Raw genomic sequence first — 22,774 nt, 5'->3', positions numbered from 1 at the left:
CTGAGCTGAGGAGCGAGCTTGCGAGCGTCACGAAGGGCCATCCCGCCCACCGACGCCTGCAGCGACCTACAACTCGATGCCGAGTTCGGCGAGGATGGCATCGGTGTGCTCTCCCAGCGCGGGCACCGGACCCATCCGCATCTCGACGTCGGCGAAGGTCATCGGGGGCAGGACGGCACGGATCGGACCGACCTCTGTCTCTACGTCCCGCCACCGATCCCGTTGGGCCAGTTGCGGATGCCCGACGACACCGTCGAGTTCGCGGATCTCCGCGGCGGGGACGCCTGCGGCCGCAAGCTTCTCGTCGAGCTCGACCGTCGAGAATCGCTTGGTCTCCGACGCGACCTCTGCGTCGACCTCGGCCCGGCGCCGCACGCGTTCGATGTTGGTGGCGTAGCGTGGGTCGGCGGCCAGCTCGGGACGCCCGAGCACCTCGGTGACGAGAACCCGCCAACCGCGGTCATTCTGGACACCGATGAGGATCTCGCCGTCGGCGGTGGGATAGCGGTCGTAGGGCACGATGGCGGCGTGTCCGACGCCGGATCGTGCGATCTGCCGGTCCCCGTAGAGGCGCATGTACATCGGGTGACCCATCCACTCGACCGTGGCGTCGAACATCGACACCGCGACCGCGGCACCGGCACCCGTGGTGCCGCGACGGACCAGTGCGCCGAGAATCGACGTCACCGCGTACATGCCGGCGGCAATGTCGGACGTCGGGATCCCGGTCTTGGCCGCCTCGTCGGCGGTGCCCGTGACCGAGATGAGCCCTGCCTCCGCCTGCACCAGCATGTCGTAGGCTTTGCGCTCCCGATACGGCCCCGCATCGCCGTAGCCGGACATGTCGACCACGATCAACTCGGGATGCTCCGCGCGGAGCTCCGGTGCGCCGAATCCCAGTCGCGCTGCGGCGCCCGGTGCCAGGTTCTGGAGGAACACGTCCGACCGGTCGACCAGTGCGCGCAGGGCCGACTGCCCGGCCGGCGACTTCAGGTCGAGCGTCAGCGACTCCTTGCCGCGGTTGAGCCACACGAAGTGCGACGCGAGCCCGCGGACGGCGTCGTCGTAGTCGCGGGCGAAGTCGCCCTCGCCGACGCGTTCCACCTTGATGACGCGTGCTCCCATGTCGGCGAGATGACGCGTGGCCAGCGGTGCCGCGACCGCCTGTTCGAGTGCGACGACGGTGATCCCGTCGAGGGGCAGAGGCGACTGGTCGACTGTCACCGGGCAACGATCACCCACCCCTCGTCCACACGTCAATGCCCTCTCCCACGAAGCGCCATAGGCACTTCCTCATCAGGTCAGAGCCGGACCGACTTTGAGCGGGAACCGGCCGCATGATCGTATGGAAGTTGCGGCCCGCAACCTTCATCTGCGCGCGTGCCCGCACTCGAGCCGGTAGGAGGTGAGATGACCACCATCGAGGTCACCGGTCATCGTCAGCAGGAGGCGTGGGCACAGAAGGTGCTGCCGCCCGTCGAGGAGGTCCGTCCCGGACTGTGGTCGATCCCCGTGCCGATGGGGCCGAACCCGCTGCGCTACGTCCTCATCTACGCACTCGTGCTGCCCGACGGCGTCGCCCTGATCGACACCGGCTGGAACGCCGACGAATCGTGGGACGCCCTGGTCGACGGCCTGCACGCCATCGGTCACGACGTCACCGACGTCCGCCACGTGTCGATCACCCATCTGCATCCCGACCACTTCGGGCTCGTGCCCCGTCTGCTCGAACACGTGGACCCGGTCCTCGCGATGCATCGCCACGACGCCCGGCACCTGCACCACGTCGACGACGCCGAGATCGAGCGGCAGATCGAGACCGCCCGCCGCGAACTCGAGAAGCTCGGTGCTCCCGACACGATCGACAACGGGTTCCGCCAGATCGCCCGGCTACCCCGGGGCAGGACGATGGACGTCGAACTCGAGCACGGCGACCCGCTCGGGTTGCCCGGCTGGCACGTGCGGGCGCTGTGGACACCCGGTCACACGGCCGGTCATCTGTGCTTTGTCGACGAGGACGCCGGGGTCGTGTTCACCGGCGATCACCTCCTGCCGCGGATCAGCCCGAACGTCTCCACGAACGCCTTCCAATCGCACAATCCGCTCGACGAGTACCTCGTGTCGCTCGCCCACACCGAGCACGTGGGCGACCTCGAGGCGCTGCCCTCGCACGAATACCGTTTCCGCGGTCTGGCCGACCGGGTGACGGCGCTGCTGGGTCATCACGAGGATCGGCTCGCCGAGATCGCGACGGCGGTCCGCGACGACCCACAGAGCACGGCCTGGGAGATCACCCGGTCGGTCACCTGGTCGCGGCCGTTCGAACAGCTGTCGGTCGACCTGGCCCGCATGGCGATGCGGGAGACGCACGCGCACCTCGTCGTCCTGCAGCAACGCGGAACCCTCACCCCCACCGAGGGCTCGCCGACCCGGTGGATCGTCACCGAGCCGACCGCACCCTCGCAGTAGACATCGCGGACACCTCTGCAGCGTTCGATCTCATCCACCCACACCAGGACAGGAGCTCCCCTATGACCAACTCACCTCAGGCCGCAGTGCTCACCGAGTTCGCCGACGGCGTCGCCGTCATCACGATCAACCGGCCGGAGGCCAAGAACGCGGTGAACCGGGAGGTGGCCGAGGGCATCGCCGCGGCCGTCGACGAGCTGGAGTCCCGCGACGACCTGACCATCGGCATCGTGACCGGATCGGGTGGGACATTCTGTGCGGGAATGGATCTCAAGGCGTTCACCCGCGGCGAAGACGTCTCACTGCCGGGCCGCGGATTCGGCGGCCTTGCCGATTCGCCGCCTACCAAGCCGCTCATCGCCGCAGTCGAGGGGTGGGCCCTGGCGGGTGGTTGCGAGCTCGCGCTCACCGCGGATCTGATCGTCGCCGCCCGCGACGCACGTTTCGGTCTCCCCGAGGTCAAGCGTGGACTCGCTGCCGCCGCGGGCGGACTGCTGCGCCTCCCGAAGACGCTGCCGTATCAGCTCGCGATGGAGATGGCGCTGACCGGCGAGCCATTGAGCGCCGCCCGCGCCCACGAGTTCGGCCTGGTCAACCGGCTGACCGAACCCGGTGACGCCCTGGCCGGGGCGCGCCAGTTGGCCGCGACGATCGCCGCGAACGGTCCACTCGCCGTGCGGGCGACCAAGCAGGTCATGTCGATGGCCGTCCGCTACACCGATCCCGCACTCATCAAGGAGCAGTGGGAACATCTGGGACCCGTGTTCGCCTCCCAGGACGCACAGGAGGGCGCCATCGCGTTCGCCGAGAAGCGACCGCCCCGCTGGACCGGTCAGTGAGACCGGCCGGGTCGGCGAGGTCGATCGGTGTCCGGCGCCGGATGATCCGGACCGCCCGATGAGCCCGAGCACGCGATGACCCCGACCGTACGATGAGACCGTGGACCTGCACCTCGTCACCTACTTCGTCGCGGTGGTGGACCACGGCGGGATCACGAAGGCGGCGCAGTCGCTCTACATCTCGCAGCCGTCACTCTCCCAGGCCATCCGCACGCTCGAGCGCCGCCTGGGCGTGACGCTGTTCGACCGGACCGGTCGGCGTCTCGAACTGACCGACGCGGGTCGCAAACTCGATGACGCGGCGCGCCGCATCCTCGCCGACGTCGATCGGGCCAAGGCGAAGGTCGAAGCCGTCCGGGAGCTCCGCGCGGGCCGCGTCGACATCGTCACGCATGCGGCCTTCAGCATCGACCCTATGGTGGCGATGATCCGCGGGTTCCGCGAACGGTTCCCACGATTGGCCGCACGCGTCGTCGCCGCCGACGGCCCCAGCGGCGTGCTGGCCGCGCTTCGGCGCGGCGATGCGGAGATCGGGCTCATGGACGCCGGGGCTGATCATGCGACCTTCACCGCGATCCCGCTCGGTGAGCAGGAGCTCGTGCTGACCGTCCCGGCCCCGTTGGCCACCAATCTGACCGATCCGGTCCCCCGCGCGTCCGTGAAGGCGGTACCGCTGATCCTCGACCTCGGCGATCCGGGCGCCTCCTCGATCCTCGGGGACCTCATCGACGATGACGGCCGCAACGTCGTCGTCGACTGCGCCCACCCGGCCGCGGCCTGGGACCTCGTGGGCCGGGGCACCGGTGCGACGATCGCCCCGCGTGTCGTCGCCGAGGAACAGATGCCAGAAGCCTTGCGACATCGGCTGGATCCACCGCTGCGCCGGCCGTTCGGACTCGTCGTGCGGTCGGGCAGGCCGTCCCCGGCCGCGATGGCGTTCATCGCCGTCGCCAAGGGCCACGTCGGCGTGACGACGGACCCGACCGATTTCGGGGAGTGGTAGGTGATGGAGCTCCGTCAGGTCGAGTATTTCCTCGCGGTCGTCGAGCACGAGGGCATCGGCGGCGCCGCCACCGCTCTCGGTGTCGCGCAACCCACTGTCTCCCAGGCACTCCGGGCTCTCGAACGTGAGCTCGGGGTGCAGCTGTTCCATCGGATCGGGCGCGGCATGGTGCTGAGCGCGGCCGGACGGACCATGGTCGGACCCGCACGCCAGATCGTGCGCGACGTCGACGCCGTCGAGGATCTGCTGACGACGTCGGCCGACGAGCTGACGGGACGCCTGGACATCCTGGCGTTCCCGGCGATGGCCAGCGGGCCGATTGTCGACCTGATCTCCCGATTCCGCGACCGCTACCCCCTCGTGAACGTCAGGTTCGGCGAGCTACGCGACGAGACCCAGGCAGCGGCGGTGATCGAGGACGGACACTGCGAGTTCGTCGTCGCGCATCTGCCGATCGCCGGCGACGAACTCGAGGTCATCGTGATCGGCGAGCAGGAGTACGTGCTGGTCTACCCGCCCGGGACCGACGTGCCCGAGGGCCCGATCCCGCTGGGGAGCCTGCCCCCGGTCCCGATGGTGTTCGTACCGCGCGGACAGTCGGTGGCCGACGAGATCGAGGAGGCCATCCGGGCTGCGGGCGTACGTCCACCGCTGGCCGTCCTCTCGGAACATCGCGAGGAACGCCTGCCCATGGTGCTCGCCGGCATCGGCGGCACCATCCTGGAGAAGGCGATCGCCGAGACCGCCGCGGACCGCGCGGTCATCCGGACCGTCGAACCGCGTTTCGTGCGGCCGTTCGCGATCGCCTTCGATCCGGCGGCTCTCTCGCCGGTCGGTCAGGCGTTCGTCGGCCTCATCCGCTCGACGGCAACCCCGCCCTGACGGGCCGGACCCGCCGAGCGTGTCGACAGCTCAGCTCACCCGCTCGAACACCGCCGCGAGCCCCTGACCGCCGCCGATGCACATCGTCTCGAGTCCGTAGCGTGCGTCGCGGCGGTGCATCTCGCGGGCGAGCGACGCCAGCATCCGGACGCCGGTGGCACCCACCGGGTGTCCGAGCGAGATACCCGAGCCGTGCACGTTGGTGCGTCCGAAATCGCCTGCGCCGCAATTGAACCTGCCGAATCCCCATTCCCGGGTGACGGCCAGGGCCTGCGCGGCGAAGGCCTCGTTGAGTTCGATCACGTCGATGTCGGCGAGGGTGAGACCGGCCTTGCCCAACGCCTTCTCCGACGCCGGGACCGGCCCGATCCCCATGGTGAGCGGCGGCACCCCGGCGACAGCCCACGACACCAACCGGATCAGCGGCCGCAGTCCGTGGCATTCGGCGACCTGCGGCGTGGTGACGATGCACATGGCCGCCGCGTCGTTCTGGCCGCTGGCGTTGCCGGCGGTGACGGTCGCCTCGGGGTCCTGCTTGCCCATGATCGGCCGCAACTTCGCGAGCGACTCCGCGGACACGTCGGGGCGTGGGTGTTCGTCGGTGTCGATGATCGTCTCGCCGCCCCGGCCTGGAACCGCCACCGGGATGATCTCCTCTGCCAGGAGCCCGTCCTTCTGGGCCCGCACGGCACGCAGATGCGATTCGACGGCCAGCGCGTCCTGCTCGGTGCGGCTGATGTCGTACTCCTTGCGGAGGTTCTCGGCGGTCTCGATCATGCCGCCGGGGACGGGGTGGTTTCTCCCGCCGGCGGTCGAGCGCGCACGAACGAGACTGTCGTGCATGGCGATACCGGTGCGTGCACCGCCCCACCGCATGTCGACGGAATAGAAGGAGGCGTTGCTCATCGATTCCGTCCCGCCCGCGACGACGACATCGTTGTCCCCGTTCGCGACCTGGAAGGCGGCCTGGATCACCGCCTGCAGGCCTGAGCCGCATCGCCGGTCGATGTGCATACCGCCGACGGTCACGGGCAGTCCGGCGTCGAGGGCGACGACCCGTCCGATCGCCGGCGCCTCGCTGTTGCCGTTGCAGTGTCCGAGGATCACGTCCTCGACGGCCTCGGGGTCGAGGCCGGTGCGTTCGAGCATGCCATGCAGGGCCGTGACGCCCAGGTCGACTGCGGTCAGGTCCTTGAACATGCCGCCGTAGCGCCCGATCGGCGTGCGGACGGGTTCACAGATGACGACGTCGCGTGGCGGTGATGTCATGTCGGTCATTGCGGGCCTTTCGATCCGGGGCACGGCTGATGGTCGTGGAGGGCGGTCACATGAACCGTCCGCCGGTCACCTCGAGCACGGTGCCGGTCATGTAGGAGGACATGTCGGAGGCGAGGAACAGCGCGACCGATGCGACCTCACCGACCTCACCGGCACGCTGCATCGGGATCTCGGCCATCTTCTGATCCCACGCCTTCTGCGGCATCGCCTCGGTCATCGCCGACCGGATGAGCCCCGGCTGAATGGCGTTCACGCGTACTCCGTGGTGGGCCATCTCCTTCGCCGCGGCCTTCGTCATCCCGACGATGCCGGCCTTCGCCGCGGAGTAGTTCGTCTGCCCGACCATGCCGACCTTGCCGGACAGTGACGAGATGTTCACGATCGCACCATGTTTGGCCTCACGCATGATGGTGGCGGCCTTGCGGGTGCCGTTCCACGTGCCCTTGAGGTGCACCGAGATCACCAGATCGAAGTCATCCTCGGACATCGTGCGCATCGTGGCGTCCCGGGTCATGCCCGCGTTGTTCACCATGACATCGAGTGAGCCGAAGGCCTCGACGGCGTCGGCGAGGAGCGTGTCGACCTGCGCCGCGTCGACCACGTCGCATCGAACGGCGCGCGCGACCCCGGCCCCGCCGAGTGTGTCGGTCGCGGCAGTCGCCGCGTCGAGGTCGAGGTCCCCGATGACGACCCGCGCGCCCGCCTCCACGAAGGATCGGGCGATGTCGAAACCGATGCCCTGCGCGGCTCCGGTGATCACGGCGGTGCGACCGTCGAGCAGGGGCTGGGGTGCAGTCGAATCCATGCGTTCCGAATCTACCGGCAGTTCGAGGCGAGAAGGCCCGCCGATTCATTCGAAGCGGCTAAGGGACCGGAAGGGAGTTCGTTGTGGACCGCGCACGCGGGGGCGGCCAGAGTGGGAGGATGACCAGTGTCATGAACAGCTCAGCACCCGCACCCCAGGTCAGCGCCGACGATTTCGCCGACATTCTTGCCGCCACACGTGAATTCGTGCGGGAGAAGGTCGTCCCGCGCGAGCAGGAGATCCTCGACGCCGACGCGATTCCCGACGACGTCCGGTCGACGGCGAAGGAGATGGGGCTGTTCGGATACGCCATTCCGCAGGAGTGGGGTGGCCTGGGACTCGACCTGAGCCAGGACGTCGAGTTGGCGATGGAACTGGGGTACACCTCGTTGTCGCTACGGTCGATGTTCGGCACGAACAACGGGATCGCCGGACAGGTCCTCGTCGGGTTCGGCACCGACGAGCAGAAGGCCACCTGGCTGGAGAGAATCGCCTCGGGTGAGGTCGTCGCCTCGTTCGCGCTCACCGAGCCGGGCGCCGGCTCGGACCCGGCCGGGCTGCGTACCAAGGCGGTGCGCGACGGCTCGGACTGGGTCATCACCGGTGAGAAGCGATTCATCACCAACGCGCCGCTGGCCGATCTGTTCGTCGTGTTCGCCCGTACCCGCCCCAAGGACGAAAGTGGGACCGGGATCGCGGTGTTCCTCGTCCCCGCCGCCACCGCCGGCGTGTCCGTCGGGACCAAGGACCGCAAGATGGGTCAGGAAGGAGCATGGACATCGGATGTGCACTTCGACGATGTCCGCGTTCCGGAGGCGGCGCTCGTCGGCGGCAGCGAGGATGTCGGCTACCGGGCGGCGATGACGTCGCTGGCCCGGGGACGCGTCCACATCGCAGCACTCTCGGTCGGCACCGCCCAGCGCGCTCTCGACGAGTCCGTCACTTGGGCGGCGACCGCCACCCAAGGCGGCACCGCCATCGGCGAGTTCCAGCTGGTGCAGGCCATGCTGGCCGATCAGCAGACCGGGGTCATGGCCGGCCGGGCGATGGTCCGTGACGCCGCCCGCGCGTGGGTCGACGGCACCGACCGGCGGATCGCGCCGTCGGCGGCCAAGTTGTTCTGCACCGAGATGGTGGGCAAGGTCGCCGATCTCGCCGTCCAGATCCACGGTGGCAGCGGCTACATGCGTGAGGTCCCCGTCGAGCGGATCTACCGCGACGTCCGCCTGCTCCGCCTCTACGAGGGCACCAGCGAGATCCAGCGTCTCATCATCGGACGCAACCTGGTGAAACAAGCGCAGCGCCAGGGCGAGCTCCGCACGGGAACACGGGTCGAATCCCGATAGGCGGTGTGTTCCTTCGGTTCTCCTGGTCTCGATACGCCTCGGACTCGCTGCGCTCGCTCGCGGCTACTCGACCAACGGGTCTACGCCTCGGGCTGTCACTCGACAGGCAGAGATGTCCCTCAGACGAGCTCGAGGATGGTCGCGTTGGCCATGCCGCCGGCCTCGCACATGGATTGGAGTCCGTAGCGGATGCCGTTGTCGCGCATGTGATGGATCAGGCGGGTCATCAGGATCGCGCCGGACCCGCCCAGTGGGTGGCCGACGGCGATCGCTCCGCCGAGCGGGTTGAGCCGCTGATGGTCGGCGCCGGTCTCGATCTGCCACGCCATGGGTACCGGTGCGAAGGCCTCGTTGATCTCGAACGCACCGATGTCGCCGATCGTGAGGCCGGAGCGATCGAGCGCCTTTGCCGTCGCCGCGATCGGTCCGGTCAGCATGATGACGGGGTCATCTCCGGCGACGACCGCGGTGTGCACGCGGGCGATCGGGGTCAGCCCGCGCGCGGCGGCCGTATCGCTGCTCATCACCAGCAGGGCACCCGCACCGTCGGAGATCTGGGAGGCGTTGCCGGCGTGGATGACCCCATCCTCCTTGAACGCCGGCTTCAGCGTGCCCATGGATTCGACGGTGCCCCCGCGCCGGATGCCCTCGTCACCCTCGAGGACGCCGGTGATCGGGGCGAGCTGACCGTCGAACGCCCCCGAGTCCGCAGCGGCCGCGGCGAGTTCGTGTGAGCGCAATGAGAACTCGTCGAGCGCGGTGCGGCTCAACGACCACTTGTCGGCCATCATCTCCGCACCGACGCCCTGACTGAAGCGGTCGACACCGTAGCGGCCGAGAACGGTCGCCGGCTGATTCTCGCCGTTGGGTGCGGCGCTGCCCATGGGCACGCGGCTCATCGACTCCACACCTCCGGCGACGACGATGTCCTGCTGTCCCGAGATGACGGCCGCGGCGGCCATGCTGACCGCCTGCTGACTCGATCCGCACGCCCGACTCACGGTCGTGCCGGGCACCGATTCGGGCCATCCGGCGGCGAGCACGGCGGTGCGGCCGATGTTGGTGGCCTGCTCGGCCGTCTGGCTCACGCATCCCCACACGACATCGTCGATCACGCCCGGATCGATCCCCGTACGGTTGACGAGCGCCTCGAGCACATGCGCCGACAGGTCGGCCGGATGGATGCCGGACAACGCGCCGCGGCGCCGGCCGATCGGTGTGCGGACGGCGTCGACGATCACTGCATCAGGCATGGGTCTCTCCCTTGTCTCCCACGGTGGCGGGTTCGCGCCTGGCGCACGCGTTCCCCATTCGAATCGACCACGAGGCCGGTTGGATCACAAGTAGATTCACCCTCACGGTCGGATAGCCCCCGCCTATGACGCGTCGACGGGGCGCGCCCGGCACGCAGACCGTCTCGACGAGACCGAGGATGTCAGATCTCCACCCGATGCGTGGGCGGGCCTGTCCCCGATGACACCAGCGAGGACAGCCGAGGAGCCGGGCGACATCGCTGCCTGCTGTGGTGTCATCGGGGACAGCGTGCGGGTCAACGCGGGCGCGGACACGGGTTCATTGGCTGCCGCTATCGCTGTCTTAGCCGATCGCCCATTCCGCCGCGTCGGTCGGACGGGCATGCTGAGAGTTCACCGGTGTCGGCGTCCGTCGACACCGGACCACCCCGTGCGCACCTGCCCACCTGCGGCAGCGGAAGAAGGAGGTCGCAGATGACCCGCCTCGCCCAGACCCTCGGCCTGACCGAGATCCAGACCGAGATCCTTGCGAACGTGCGACGGTTCGTCGACAAGCAGATCATCCCGAACGCCCAGGAACTCGAGCACACCGATTCGTATCCGCAGGAGATCGTCGACGGAATGCGGGAGATGGGACTGTTCGGGCTGATGATCCCCGAGGAGTACGGCGGCCTCGGCGAATCCCTGCTCACCTACGCGCTGTGCGTCGAGGAGCTGGCCCGCGGCTGGATGAGCGTATCCGGGGTGATCAACACCCACTTCATCGTCGCCTACATGATCCGTCAGCACGGCACCGACGAGCAGAAGCAGCGTTTCCTGCCGCGCATGGCGACCGGAGAGGTCCGCGGCGCGTTCTCCATGTCCGAACCCGACCTGGGTTCCGACGTCGCCGCGATCACGACCACGGCCAAGCGCACCGGCGACGACGACTACTCCATCACCGGACAGAAGATGTGGCTGACCAACGGCGCGAGTTCCACTCTCGTCGCCGCCCTGGTACGCACCGAGGAGGGCCACGACAAACCGCACAAGAACCTGACCACCTTCCTCATCGAGAAGCCCGCCGGATTCGGCGAGGTGCTGCCGGGACTGACGATCCCGCGCAAGCTGGACAAGATGGGCTACAAGGGCATCGACACCACCGAACTGATCTTCGACGGGCACCGCGCGCCGGCCTCCGACATCCTCGGCGGCTCCCCCGGCAAGGGATTCGCACACATGATGGACGGCGTCGAGGTCGGCCGGGTCAACGTGTCGGCCCGCGCGTGCGGCGTCGCACAGCGCGCCTTTGAGTTGGCCGCGCGATATGCCCAGCAGCGCAGCACATTCGGCAAACCGATCGCCGAACACCAGGCCGTCGCGTTCAGTCTCGCAGAGATGGCCACCAAGGTCGAGGCCGCCCACCTGATGATGGTCAACGCCGCACGCCTCAAGGACTCCGGCGAACGCAACGACGTCGCCGCCGGCATGGCCAAATACCTGTGCAGCGAATACTGCTCGGAGGTCACCCAGGCCAGCTTCCGGATCCACGGCGGCTACGGCTACTCGAAGGAATTCGAGATCGAACGACTGATGCGCGAGGCGCCGTTCCTGCTGATCGGCGAGGGAACCAGCGAGATCCAGAAACAGATCATCAGCCGCGGACTGCTCCGCGAGTACCGCGAGAACTGAGAACCGAGGGGAAAATCCATGCAGCGCACCGTGTTCACCGAGGACCACAGGACCACCACGCCTTCCGCAAGACCGTCCGCGACTTCATCGCCAAGGAGGTCGTCCCGCAGCACCACGACTGGGAGAAGCAGGGCCACCCGGCGCGCGAGTTCTACAACCGGCTCGGCGATCTGGGTGTGCTCGGCATCGAGGCGCCGGAGGAGTTCGGCGGTGGCGGCGCCGACGACTTCACCTACTCGATGGTCATCGCCGAGGAGACGTCGGCAGCCGGAGTCACCTTCGGCAGCGACTCGGTGCCCTCCAACCTGATCCTGCCCTACCTGCTCGAGCATGCCACCGAGGAACAGAAGCAGCGGTGGCTGCCCGGATTCTGTTCCGGCGACATCATGTTCGCGATCGCGATGACCGAGCCGGGCACCGGTTCGGATCTCGCGAACATCTCCACCACGGCGAAGCTCTCGGAGGACGGCAGCCACGACATCCTCGACGGCGCGAAGACGTTCATCACCGGCGGTGCGCTCGCGGACCGGGTGCTCGTCGTCTGCCGCACCTCCCCGTACGACGCGCAGAACCGACGCGCGGGCCTCTCGATCCTCGTCGTCGACACCACCTCCGAGGGCTACACCGTCGGACGCACACTGGAGAAGATCGGACTCAGGGCCTCCGACACCGCCGAACTGTCGTTCAGCTCGGTGAAGGTGTCCGTCGAGGATCGCCTCGGCGACGAGGGCGAGGGTGTCACCTATCTCACCCACAACCTGGCGCAGGAACGGCTGACCATCGCGATCGGGGCGTCGGCGACGGCCGCTGCGGCGGTGCAGCATGCGCTCGCCCACACCAAGGAGCGCGACGTCTTCGGCAAGCCCGTCGCGTCGTTCCAGAACACCAAGTTCGTGCTGGCCGAATGCTCCGCCGAGGTGGAGGCGATCCGGCAGTTCGTCGACCGCGCACTCGAACTGCACAACGCCGGCGAACTGACGGTGCCCGACGCCGCGCGGGTCACGTTGTTCGCGACCGACACCGCCGGCCGTGTCATCGACAAATGCCTGCAGTTGCACGGCGGCTACGGCTACATCCTCGAGTACCCGATCGCGCGCCTGTACGCCGACACCCGGGTGTCGGCGGATCTACGGCGGCACCAACGAGGTGATGAAGACGATCATCGCGAAGGATCTGGGGTTGTGACCCACTAGGCTCGAGGAGTGTCTGTCTACGATCACGGATTCGCACGGGTCACCGGGGCCGTTCCGGTCGTCTCGATCGCCGACCCCGCCACCAACGCCGAACGCACGGTCACGCTTCTGCGCCGCGCCGCCGACGACGGCGCCGCACTGGTCGTGTTTCCCGAACTCGGGCTGTGCGGGTACAGCATCGACGACCTGTTCCACCAGGACGCTGTCATCGACGCGTGCCTGGCGGGTCTGGCAACCGTCGTCGAGGCGAGCGTCGGTGTGCGTCCGCTCATCGCGGTCGGTCTGCCCCTCGTGGTCGGCGACGGCATCTACAACTGTGCCGCGGTCGTCCACGACGGTGAGATCCTCGGCGTCGTCCCGAAGTCGTATCTGCCGAACTACCGGGAGTTCTACGAGCAGCGCTTCTTCGCCGCCGCCCGTGACGCCCCCGTGGCGACCGCGACCGTGCTGGGCCGCGAGGTCCCGTTCGGGGCGGATCTGATCTTCGAGGCCACCGACCTCGCCGGCTTCGCCGTCCACGTCGAGATCTGCGAGGACGGCTGGGTGCCGATCCCGCCGAGCACCTGGGCGTCGCTCGCCGGCGCCACCGTACTGGTCAACCTCTCCGGCAGTCCGGTCACCGTCGGCAAGGAGGGATACCGCAAGTCGTTGTGCCAGGCCCATTCCGCACGCTGTGTCGCGGCGCACGTGTATGTGGCCGCAGGATTCGGCGAGTCCACCACCGACCTCTCCTGGGACGGCGACGCACTCATCACCGAGAACGGCACACTGCTGGCACGCTCGGAACTGTTCTCGATGGACGAGCAGACCATCACCGCCGACATCGATCTCGATCGCCTACGGCAGGAGCGGATGCGGATGATCAGCCTGCGCGACCAGGTGGGTGATCACGCGGATGCGCTGAAGCCGTTGCGCCGCATCAGATTCACCCTGGGTTCCACCGACTCGGTCGACGACGAACTCCGGCGTCAGGTGGCGCGATTCCCGTTCGTGCCCGCCGACTCCGCCGACCGCGACGCACGCTGCCGCGAGGTGGGCAACATCCAGGTGCAGGGCCTTGCGGCCCGCCTGCGCGCCACCGGCATCGAGAAGATCGTCATCGGCGTCTCCGGGGGACTCGACTCGACACTGGCCCTGCTCGTGGCCGTCGACACCTTCGACCGTCTGGGTCTGCCGCGCGAGAACATCCTCGCCTACACCATGCCCGGGTTCGGCACCGGCACAGCGACATTACGGCGGGCGCACGTCCTGATGGACACCCTGGGTGTCACCGGCGCGGAGATCGACATCCGTCCCTCGTGCGAGCAGATGCTGACCGATCTCGGCCACCCGTACGCCGACGGCGAGAAGGTCTACGACGTCACCTTCGAGAACGTGCAGGCAGGCGAACGCACGTCACACCTGTTCCGGCTGGCCAACCATCACGGCGCCATCGTGCTCGGCACCGGAGACCTGTCCGAACTCGCGCTCGGCTGGTGCACCTACGGCGTCGGCGACCAGATGTCGCACTACAACGTGAACTCCTCCGTGCCGAAAACCCTGATCCAGCATCTGATCCGGTGGATGATCACCACGAGCGCCTACGCGCAGGAGACGACCGACGTCCTCGCCGAGATCCTCGACGACGTCATCTCGCCGGAGCTGGTCCCGGCCGGCGACGACGGTGCCATCCAGAGCACCGAGGACACTGTCGGCCCGTACGAGCTGCACGACTTCTTCCTCTATCACCTGACCCGCTTCGGCTATCGCCCGGCGAAGGTGGCCTATCTGGCGTCGGCGGCCTGGGGCGATCGCGAACGTGGGGCGTGGTCGGAATTGATCGTGACGCAGCGGCGCAACCAGTACGAGCCCGAGACGATCGATCGGTGGCTGCGGGTGTTCCTGAAGCGATTCATGAGCAATCAGTTCAAGCGCAGCGCGATGCCCAACGGTCCGAAGGTCGGTTCCGGTGGGTCGCTGTCGCCGCGCGGCGACTGGCGGTCGCCGAGCGACGCGAGCAGCCGCGCGTGGCTCGAGAGTTTCTGACCGGTCCCGTCAGTCGCACTGTTCGAGGAGTTGCTTGAGCTCCTCGTCGAAGGCATGCGCGATCGCCCAGACGTCAGGGGTCTGATCGGTGCAGGCGACGATGCCGACATTGAGGTGGCCGTCGGCGGAGAACACGGTGATGTTGAGCCCCAGGCCGTGGAAGATCGGCCCGAGCGGATAGACCGACGCGACCCTCGCCCCGAGGAAGTAGAGCGGGAAGTCCGGCCCGGGCACGTTGGACACGAGCACGTTGAAGATCGGCGGATGACTCATCGCCAGGCGTCGGTCGCCGTACAGCTTCATCAGTGTGGACATCGTCGTGCCCGGCGCGAACTGCGCCCAGCCACGCAACATGTTGGCGTCGATCTCGGCGTGGTGTTCCTTCGACGTCCGCGTCATCGACGCGGCGCGTTCGATCCGCTCGACCGGGTCGTCGAGGTCGGAGGGCAGACGGGTGAACATGCCGGTGACCTTGTTGGTGCCACCGGTGACCAGCGCGCTCTCGTCCGCACCGTGCACCGACACCGGCACCATCGCGACCAGTGGCTGTTCGGGCAGTTCGTCGTGCGACTGCAGGTAGGTGCGCAGCGCACCGCCGGTGATGGCGAGCACGACGTCGTTGATCTTGACCCCGAAGCGGTTCTTCACCCGCTTGATGTCCTCGAGTGACAGCTGGGTCAGCGCGATCGAGCGGTGTGGGGTGATCGGCGCGTTGAACCGCGTCCGCGGCGCCTGGAAGGGTGCCGGCATGGCCGAGTTGGACCGGCTGCGCCGCAACCATCCGACCGGCACGCCGACCGTGCCGGGTACGAGCTTCGCCATCGCGATCGGCCGCTGCACGAAGTAGTTGAGTGCCCCGGTCACCGCCATCGTCGTCCGCGACGACGGTCCGGCCGTCTCCGCCATCTTGTCGCTGTCGAGGTCGGGGGACTCCGGCGTCAGCGTGCACATCTGGGCCAGCATCTCGGCGCTGGTCACGCCGTCGGTCGAGGCATGGTGCATCCGCAGCATCGCGGCGACCTTGCCGTCGGACATCCCCTCGATGATCCACAGCTCCCACAGCGGTTTGCCGCGGTCGAGGGTCTGGCCGGCCAGATGACCGCACAGTTCGGCGACCTCGATCTCACCACCGGGTGCCGGGACGGCCACCCGGTGGACGTGGCGTTCGATGTCGAAGTCGGCGTCCTCGATCCACACCGGGTGATCGATGTTGAGCAGAGAGTTGTCGAGCTTGCGCCGAAACGCCGGCATCGCCGAGATCCGCCGTTCGAGTTCTTCGCGCAGCCGCGGGAAGCTGTAGCCGCCGGGCACGGTGCTCGGGTCGAGTTCCATGAGCCCGATGACCTGCATCAGCTGGGACCGCGTCTCCAGATAGAGGAAGGACGCATCGAGTCCACTCAGCCGCTGCATCGCACCCTCCACCCCTCGCCGACCAGACCGCCGCGGCCCGGCGTGACCATGATGCACCCGCGGAACGGCGTGCCGCATGCGAACGTCCATCAGTTCGGTCACGAACAGCATTTCTAGAACACGTTCCAGTATGCTTCAGCTCGATGAACACATTCACCGCCGCCGAGCTCGACGACGCCTTCCGCGGCTTCCAGAAGACCGTGGCCGAGATCGCCCAGACCCGTGACTGGGACCGATTCGCCGAACTGTTCACCGAGGACGCCGACTACATCGAGCACGCGCTCGGCACGATGTCGGGTCGCGAGGAGATCCGCCGGTGGATCTGGAAGACGATGACCGCCTTCCCCGGCAGCCACATGACCGGATACCCGTCGCTCTGGCACGTCGTCGACGCGCCGACCGGCCGGGTGATCTGCGAGGTGGACAACCCGATGCGCGACCCCGGCGACGGCACGATGATCACCGCCACCAACATCACCATCCTCACCTATGCCGGGGACGGCCGGTGGAGCCGCGAGGAGGACGTCTACAACCCCATGGAGTTCGGACAGGCGGCCATGAGGTGGTGTGAAAAGGCCTCCGAACTCGGTACCCTCGACGACGACGCGGCCCGTTGGATGGAGACCTTCGGGGCCATGTTCGCCCGACGTTCCTAGCGACGTCGACGTCGGGTGAGGGGGGATTCGTCGGCAACGGGCGGTGCGCCGCCGGCCTGCGAATCGGCTGTGAATCCGCGTCGACGAGCTGCGCACAGGTGCCCTGATCGGCCATGATCGGTCGGGCGCGCACGGGCTCACCGGGCACGATCCGACCGTGACCGGCGCCACGCGAGCGAACTGTAACGACGCCCAGGCGTGGTTACGATGGCGTAAGTACGGACTTGGGCCGACCTGGGAGGGTGTCGTACCCTGGACCACTGATCACCATGCGAGTCCCGCGCCGAGACACCGGTCAGAACGGACACGCACATGCGGACCACCACCATTCGGAGGAAACAATGGCACGCAAGCTTACTCAGCTTGAACTCCTCAAGGAGCTGGCGCCGGTTGCCGAGGACAACGTCAATCGGCACCTGAAGATCGCCAAGGACTGGAACCCGCACGACTACGTCCCGTGGGACGAGGGCCAGAACTTCGCCGCTCTCGGCGGTGTGGACTACGACCCCGAGCAGTCTCAGCTCGGCGAGGTCGCCAAGGCCGCCATGGTGACCAACCTGCTCACCGAGGACAACCTGCCGTCCTATCACCGCGTCATCGCCGAGAACTTCTCGATGGATTCGGCGTGGGGGCACTGGGTCGGTCGCTGGACCGCCGAGGAGAACCGGCACGGCATCGTGATGCGCGACTACCTCGTCGTCACCCGCGGCGTGGATCCCGTCGCCCTCGAAGAGGCGCGGATGATCCACATGACCAACGGGTACGACCCGATGCTGGCCGCCGCCGGACGCACCGACGAACTCGAGGACTACGCCGACGAGCTCGGCCTCCTGCACTCTGTCGCGTATGTGACTTTCCAGGAGCTCGCCACCCGCGTCAGCCACCGCAACACCGGCAAGGCGTGCAACGACCCCATCGCCGACCGCATGCTGCAGCGCATCGCCGCCGACGAGAACCTGCACATGATCTTCTACCGCAACATCTGCGGCGCCGGCATGGACATCTCGCCGGACCAGACGCTGCGCGCGGTCACCGACATCGTCACCAACTTCCAGATGCCCGGCGCCGGGATGCCGAACTTCCGGCGCAACGGCGTCCTGATGGCCAAGCACGGCATCTACGACCTCCGCCAGCACCTCGAAGAGGTCATCATGCCCGTGCTGCGCAAGTGGAAGGTCTTCGAGCGCGAGGACTTCACCAGCGAGGGCGAGCAGACCCGTGAGGAGCTCGGCGCCTTCCTCGAGCAGCTCGAGAAGGACACCATCCGCTTCGAGGAGATGCGCGACCGTTCACTCGCCCGCGAGGCCAAGAAGCGGGAGCAGCAGGCATCCTGAGCACGAGCACGATCAGCCGGCCGGCGCCTTCGGACACCGAGGGCGCCGGTTCGCTGCTGCCCGCAGACCGTGCCGCTCTCCGCATCGGATCGGTCGAGCTGGCCAGTCCCGTGGTGCTTGCACCGATGGCCGGTGTCACGAACGTCGCGTTCCGAACCCTGTGCCGCGAGCTCGAACTCGAGCGCACCGGGACCGTCTCCGGACTGTACGTCTGCGAGATGGTGACGGCGCGGGCCCTCGTCGAACGCCATCCCGTCACGATGCACATGACCACGTTCGGTCCGGACGAGAACCCGCGGTCGATGCAGTTGTACACGGTCGACCCGGAGAACACGTACGCGGCGGCGAAGATGATCGTCGACGAGAATCTCGCCGATCACATCGACATGAACTTCGGATGCCCGGTCCCCAAGGTCACCCGCAAGGGCGGCGGATCGGCGATTCCCTACAAGCGCAAGCTCTTCCAACGCATCGTCGCGGCCGCGGTCCGCGCGACCGAGGGCACCTCGATCCCGGTGACGGTCAAGTTCCGGATCGGCATCGACGACGATCACCACACCCACCTCGACGCCGGGCGGATCGCTGCGGCCGAGGGTGCGCAGGCCGTCGCGCTGCACGCCCGGACCGCGTCGCAGCGTTACTCGGGCACCGCCGACTGGGACGAGATCTCGCGTCTCAAGGAGCACGTGACAGACGTCCCGGTGCTCGGCAACGGCGACATCTTCGAGCCGGCGGACGCCATCACCATGATGCAGCGCACCGGTTGCGACGGTGTCGTCATCGGCCGTGGCTGCCTGGGCCGCCCATGGCTGTTCGCCGAACTCGCCGCCGAAATCAACGGATTCGACTCCCCCGCCGCCCCGAACCTCGGCGAGGTGTCGGCGATCATCGTGCGTCACGGCGAGTTGCTCGCCGCACACCACGGTGAGGACAAGGGCATGCGGGAGATCCGCAAGCATGTCGCGTGGTACCTCCGCGGCTTCCCCGCCGGATCGGACCTCCGCAACCGGTTGGCGCTGGTCAGCACCCTTGACGAACTCCGCGACCTCGTCGACACCCTGCCCGCCGACGCCGAGTTCCCCGAGGACGGCCACGGGCCGCGCGGTCGCCAGGGATCGCCGGCCAAGGTCGCGCTGCCCGACGGGTGGCTCGACGATCCGTATGAGGACGTCGTCCCGGCGGGCGCCGAGATCATGCATTCGGGCGGCTGACCTCACAGTTCGGTCAAGTCACGTGGTGGCTGAGACACGTTCTCAGGTGCAATCAGTACTATGACCCGAGGCCTCGCACGTGCGGGGCCCGCGTTCTGGTGCTTCACGAACGGCTGACCGCCACATCGAGATCACCGACCACAGCCAGGTCAGGTCGAGGGGAAGACCACGTTGAGTCGTAGGAATGCAGGACCGGACGAACCGGCCGACGACGGCAGCACGCCGCGTCGCAGCCGGCGCGCCAACCGGTCCGCCGGCGCCAACGACTTCTCGCAGCGTTACGGACAGGCCCCCACCAACGACAGCCCCGCGCACGGCGCACTGCACGAGCCGCGCGCCACCGACCGCTATGTCCGCGGCCGCACCCGGCTCACCGTCCGTGAGCTGATGGAGCAGATGAACGCCGGCGGCGACGTTGCCCCCGCCGGTCCGGCCGCGCCGCAGCCACCCGCCGACGACGACCCGACCACGGTCCACCGGTTCGGCGACCTGACCCGCTTCCCCAACGAGAACGAGGTCACCCAGAAGATCCCGACGGTCCGTCCCGGCGACGTCGACGTCGATCTCTCCGATGACGCGACACGTCAGCGGGTCACCGAGGAGTCGCGCGGGCAGGGCAGCCGTGCCCGGCCGCTGCAACCGACCCCGGATCTCTCCGACACCATCCCGCCGCGCTCACGCCCGCGTCGTCACCCGGCCACCGACGCCGACCGTCGTCGCGCCCTGAGCCGCAACGTCACGACCGGCGGACGCATCATGGTCGCCGTCGCCTGCGTGATGGCCCTGGTCGGCACCGGTTTCGTCTGGGGCTACATGAAGTCGGTCAACGGTAGCTGGAAGACGATCAACGCGGTAAACCCCGAAGACTCCAACATCCGCAAGAAGGACGCCCAGTACGGCGACGAGAACTACCTCATCGTCGGCACGGACACCCGCACGGGCCAGAACTCCAAGGTCGGCGCCGGCACGACCGCCGACGCCGAGGGCGCGCGCTCGGACACGGTCATCCTCGTGAACATCCCGGCCAACCGCAGTCGTGTCGTCGCCGTCTCCTTCCCGCGTGACCTGCAGGTGGACCGACCCGACTGCCAGCAATGGGACAACAATGCCGGCAGCTACGGCGCCGCACTGCCCGCCGCCGGCGGCGTCAAGCTGAACAGTGTCTACGCCGATGGCGGGCCCAAGTGCCTCGTCAGTGTCATCACCCAGATGAGCGGCCTCAACATCAACCGTTTCATCGCGATGGACTTCTTCGGTTTCGAGAAGGTCGTCAAGGCCGTCGGCGGTGTACAGGTCTGCTCACCCACCCCGCTCTACGATTACGAACTCGGCCAGATCCTGCGGAAACCGGGCGAGCAGAAGCTCACCGGCCGTCGCGCATTGAATTACGTCCGCGCACGCAACATCGCGTCGGAGGGCAACGGCGACTACGGGCGCATCAAACGCCAGCAGCTGTTCATGTCGTCGCTGCTGCGATCGACGCTGTCCGGGAACGTGTTGTCGAACCCGAACAAGCTCAACAGCATCGTCAACACATTCATCCAGTACAGCTTCGTCGACGGCGTCAACACGCAGTCGCTGCTCAATCTGGCCGAATCCATGCAGGGCATCGAGGCCGGCCGGGTGACGTTCGTGACGGTCCCGACGTCGGGCACGTCCACCGACGGGCAGAACAACGAGATCCCCCGCACCGACGACATCAACGCGATCTTCAACGCGATCATCGACGACGACCCGCTGCCCGGCGAGAAGGCCAAGAAGCAGGCAGCCGGCTCGAGCACCTCGAAGTCGAGCAGTTCGTCGAGCCCGACCTCGTCGTCGACGCCCACCCGACTGTCGGCGACGGCCCAGGATCCCGGCAACGTCGGCGTCCGGGTGCTCAACGGTTCCGGCCGGACCGGTGCCGCCTCCGAGCTCTCCGATCAGCTGGTTCCGATGGGCTTCGATGTCCGCGGGGTCGCCGACGCCTCGGAGAACCGCGATGACACGGTCATCCGCTACGGCACGGGTGAGCAGGACTCCGCCGCGACCCTGGCCGCGATGTTCCCCGGCGCCTCGATCCAGCTCGACCGGAACGTGAAGTCGGGTGTCGAGGTCATCGTCGGCAAGAACTTCGACGGGTCGATGAACGCCACCCCGGCCTCGGGTAGCACGATCTCGGTCGGACAGCTCCCGCCCTCCAGCAGCACGTCGACGTTGCCGAACGATCTCGCGGTCACCAATGCCGGCGACACGACCTGCTCCTGACCGGCCTACCCTCTGACCTGCACCGACCGGTGGATACCCGGGGGTACCGGCCGTTCACGGGGAGTTCATCCGGTCAAGGCCGGGAATCCGGGCAGGTGACAGTACCCTGGATACATGCGTACCGCCTACCATGAGCAGCTCGAAGCGCTCAACACCATCCTCGGCGAGATGTGCGATCTCGCCGGCGCGGCCATGGCGCGGGCCACCCAGGCCCTGCTGCAGGCCGACCTCGCCGTCGCCGAAGAGGTCATCACCGACAACGACCGGATGAACGAACTCTCCGCGCGTGCCGAAGAACGCGCCTTCGCACTGCTCGCGCGGCAGGCACCTGTCGCCGGCGACCTGCGCGGGATCGTCAGCGGCTTTCAGATCGTCGCCGACGTCGACCGTATGGGCGCACTCGCCCTGCACGTGGCCAAGGTCGCCCGGCGTCGCCACCCGGCCAAGGCACTCCCGGAAGAGGTCAACGGCTACTTTGCCGAGATGGGTCGTTTGGCGGTCGCGCTCGCCGGTACCGCCCGCGAGGTCCTCACCACGCAGAATCCCGAGGATGCGCTCCGCCTGCAAGAGGACGACGACGCGATGGACGATCTGCATCGGCACCTGTTCACGGTGCTGATGGACCGCGAGTGGAGCCACGGGGTGGCCGCCGCCGTCGACGTCACGCTTCTCGGCCGCTATTACGAGCGCTTCGCCGATCACGCGGTGCTGATCGGCCGCCGTGTCGTCTTCCAGGCCACCGGTCAGACGCCCGAACAGTATTCGGAGGTCTCCTGACCGACCGCGCTGTCGAGCATCCTGCGAGACCCGGTGAGGCCATGAGCCACACCGGGTCTCGTCGGCTCTGCGACCCGAGCCGCACCCACGACGACGGTGAGATGGTGCTCACCGGAAAGTGTGACGGATTTCTCCGTGCGCCCGACAGCGCGTTAGGGTGGCGACATGGGTCAGCACTATTCTGCGGAACCAGATTTCAACGCCGTCACCGACGAGGAGCACGCCGCCGCGGCGCACCGTCGGCAGATCATCGTCTACGGCGGGGTCACCCTGTCGCTGATCGCGTTGCTGGTGATCCTGCTGATCAACATGTGAGCTGCCGGCGACAGCAACAACGCCGGGAGCCGATGACTCGACTCCCGGCGCGAATGCCGT

18 protein-coding genes and 1 pseudogene are annotated in these 22,774 nt (G+C 67.8%); 14 read left to right on the top strand and 5 right to left on the bottom strand.

The window, feature by feature from the left end; all coding sequences use genetic code 11:
* Nucleotides 1-66: 66 nt before the first annotated feature.
* On the bottom strand, nucleotides 67-1,224 hold the full coding sequence (locus QSJ19_RS08305) for a CaiB/BaiF CoA transferase family protein (protein WP_286319588.1): 1,158 nt from the start codon (nucleotides 1,222-1,224) through the stop codon (nucleotides 67-69).
* 186 nt (nucleotides 1,225-1,410) lie between these two features.
* Here QSJ19_RS08305 and QSJ19_RS08300 point away from each other — a divergent pair, with 186 nt between their 5' ends.
* The 4 genes from QSJ19_RS08300 (at nucleotide 1,411) to QSJ19_RS08285 (ending at nucleotide 5,193) form a co-directional block, all read left to right on the top strand.
* The gene (locus tag QSJ19_RS08300) at nucleotides 1,411-2,469 is read left to right on the top strand and encodes an MBL fold metallo-hydrolase (protein ID WP_286319587.1); all 1,059 of its coding nucleotides are present in this window, start codon (nucleotides 1,411-1,413) and stop codon (nucleotides 2,467-2,469) included.
* Between the two features lie 62 nt (nucleotides 2,470-2,531).
* Nucleotides 2,532-3,308 carry a crotonase/enoyl-CoA hydratase family protein gene (locus QSJ19_RS08295; protein WP_286319586.1) on the top strand — a complete coding sequence of 259 codons (777 nt, stop codon included), beginning with the start codon at nucleotides 2,532-2,534 and terminating at the stop codon, nucleotides 3,306-3,308.
* 100 nt (nucleotides 3,309-3,408) lie between these two features.
* The gene (locus QSJ19_RS08290) at nucleotides 3,409-4,311 is read left to right on the top strand and encodes a LysR family transcriptional regulator (RefSeq protein ID WP_286319585.1); all 903 of its coding nucleotides are present in this window, start codon (nucleotides 3,409-3,411) and stop codon (nucleotides 4,309-4,311) included.
* Between the two features lie 3 nt (nucleotides 4,312-4,314).
* Complete coding sequence (locus QSJ19_RS08285; RefSeq protein ID WP_286319584.1) at nucleotides 4,315-5,193, top strand: LysR family transcriptional regulator; 879 nt, start codon at nucleotides 4,315-4,317, stop codon at nucleotides 5,191-5,193.
* Nucleotides 5,194-5,223: 30 nt separating this feature from the next.
* On the opposite strand, the gene QSJ19_RS08280 is transcribed toward QSJ19_RS08285, so the two are convergent.
* Together QSJ19_RS08280 and fabG are read right to left on the bottom strand one after the other, a co-directional pair.
* The gene (locus tag QSJ19_RS08280) at nucleotides 5,224-6,462 is read right to left on the bottom strand and encodes an acetyl-CoA C-acetyltransferase (RefSeq protein ID WP_286319583.1); all 1,239 of its coding nucleotides are present in this window, start codon (nucleotides 6,460-6,462) and stop codon (nucleotides 5,224-5,226) included.
* 55 nt (nucleotides 6,463-6,517) lie between these two features.
* The gene (gene fabG / locus QSJ19_RS08275; RefSeq protein WP_286319582.1) at nucleotides 6,518-7,276 is read right to left on the bottom strand and encodes a 3-oxoacyl-ACP reductase FabG; all 759 of its coding nucleotides are present in this window, start codon (nucleotides 7,274-7,276) and stop codon (nucleotides 6,518-6,520) included.
* 119 nt (nucleotides 7,277-7,395) lie between these two features.
* On the opposite strand from fabG, the gene QSJ19_RS08270 reads away from it, so the two are divergent.
* Entirely contained in the window at nucleotides 7,396-8,622 is a 1,227-nt protein-coding gene (locus tag QSJ19_RS08270) for an acyl-CoA dehydrogenase family protein (protein WP_502876116.1), read from the top strand.
* Between the two features lie 119 nt (nucleotides 8,623-8,741).
* Here QSJ19_RS08270 and QSJ19_RS08265 read toward each other — a convergent pair whose 3' ends face one another.
* The gene (locus tag QSJ19_RS08265) at nucleotides 8,742-9,875 is read right to left on the bottom strand and encodes a thiolase family protein (protein WP_286319580.1); all 1,134 of its coding nucleotides are present in this window, start codon (nucleotides 9,873-9,875) and stop codon (nucleotides 8,742-8,744) included.
* Between the two features lie 474 nt (nucleotides 9,876-10,349).
* Here QSJ19_RS08265 and QSJ19_RS08260 point away from each other — a divergent pair, with 474 nt between their 5' ends.
* From QSJ19_RS08260 to QSJ19_RS08250, 3 genes and pseudogenes are all read left to right on the top strand, one after another.
* Entirely contained in the window at nucleotides 10,350-11,546 is a 1,197-nt protein-coding gene (locus QSJ19_RS08260) for an acyl-CoA dehydrogenase family protein (protein WP_286319579.1), read from the top strand.
* Nucleotides 11,547-11,564: 18 nt separating this feature from the next.
* A pseudogene (locus tag QSJ19_RS08255) lies at nucleotides 11,565-12,731 on the top strand (acyl-CoA dehydrogenase family protein).
* 17 nt (nucleotides 12,732-12,748) lie between these two features.
* Nucleotides 12,749-14,764, top strand: coding sequence for an NAD(+) synthase (locus tag QSJ19_RS08250; protein WP_286319578.1), 2,016 nt, complete (start codon nucleotides 12,749-12,751; stop codon nucleotides 14,762-14,764).
* A 9-nt stretch (nucleotides 14,765-14,773) separates the two neighbouring features.
* Here the strand turns inward: QSJ19_RS08250 and QSJ19_RS08245 are convergent, their stop codons facing one another.
* Nucleotides 14,774-16,174: a WS/DGAT/MGAT family O-acyltransferase gene (locus QSJ19_RS08245; RefSeq protein WP_286319577.1), complete on the bottom strand. Its 1,401-nt coding sequence runs from the start codon at nucleotides 16,172-16,174 to the stop codon at nucleotides 14,774-14,776.
* 143 nt (nucleotides 16,175-16,317) lie between these two features.
* On the opposite strand from QSJ19_RS08245, the gene QSJ19_RS08240 reads away from it, so the two are divergent.
* From QSJ19_RS08240 to QSJ19_RS08215, 6 genes are all read left to right on the top strand, one after another.
* The gene (locus QSJ19_RS08240) at nucleotides 16,318-16,830 is read left to right on the top strand and encodes a nuclear transport factor 2 family protein (protein ID WP_286319576.1); all 513 of its coding nucleotides are present in this window, start codon (nucleotides 16,318-16,320) and stop codon (nucleotides 16,828-16,830) included.
* Between the two features lie 341 nt (nucleotides 16,831-17,171).
* On the top strand, nucleotides 17,172-18,164 hold the full coding sequence (locus tag QSJ19_RS08235) for an acyl-ACP desaturase (RefSeq protein ID WP_286319575.1): 993 nt from the start codon (nucleotides 17,172-17,174) through the stop codon (nucleotides 18,162-18,164).
* A gap of 56 nt (nucleotides 18,165-18,220) precedes the next feature.
* Nucleotides 18,221-19,375 carry a tRNA dihydrouridine synthase DusB gene (gene dusB, locus QSJ19_RS08230; protein WP_502876121.1) on the top strand — a complete coding sequence of 385 codons (1,155 nt, stop codon included), beginning with the start codon at nucleotides 18,221-18,223 and terminating at the stop codon, nucleotides 19,373-19,375.
* Nucleotides 19,376-19,546: 171 nt separating this feature from the next.
* The gene (locus QSJ19_RS08225) at nucleotides 19,547-21,622 is read left to right on the top strand and encodes an LCP family protein (protein WP_286319574.1); all 2,076 of its coding nucleotides are present in this window, start codon (nucleotides 19,547-19,549) and stop codon (nucleotides 21,620-21,622) included.
* Nucleotides 21,623-21,736: 114 nt separating this feature from the next.
* Nucleotides 21,737-22,399: a phosphate signaling complex protein PhoU gene (phoU, locus tag QSJ19_RS08220; protein WP_187590009.1), complete on the top strand. Its 663-nt coding sequence runs from the start codon at nucleotides 21,737-21,739 to the stop codon at nucleotides 22,397-22,399.
* 165 nt (nucleotides 22,400-22,564) lie between these two features.
* Nucleotides 22,565-22,714: a hypothetical protein gene (locus QSJ19_RS08215; RefSeq protein ID WP_187590010.1), complete on the top strand. Its 150-nt coding sequence runs from the start codon at nucleotides 22,565-22,567 to the stop codon at nucleotides 22,712-22,714.
* Nucleotides 22,715-22,774: the final 60 nt, after the last annotated feature.

The sequence above is a fragment of the Gordonia sp. ABSL11-1 genome (assembly GCF_030315685.1).
Taxonomy (GTDB): Bacteria; Actinomycetota; Actinomycetes; order Mycobacteriales; family Mycobacteriaceae; genus Gordonia.
Note: the sequence above shows the minus strand (reverse complement) of the source record. Positions and strands in the feature narration are given on the sequence as shown.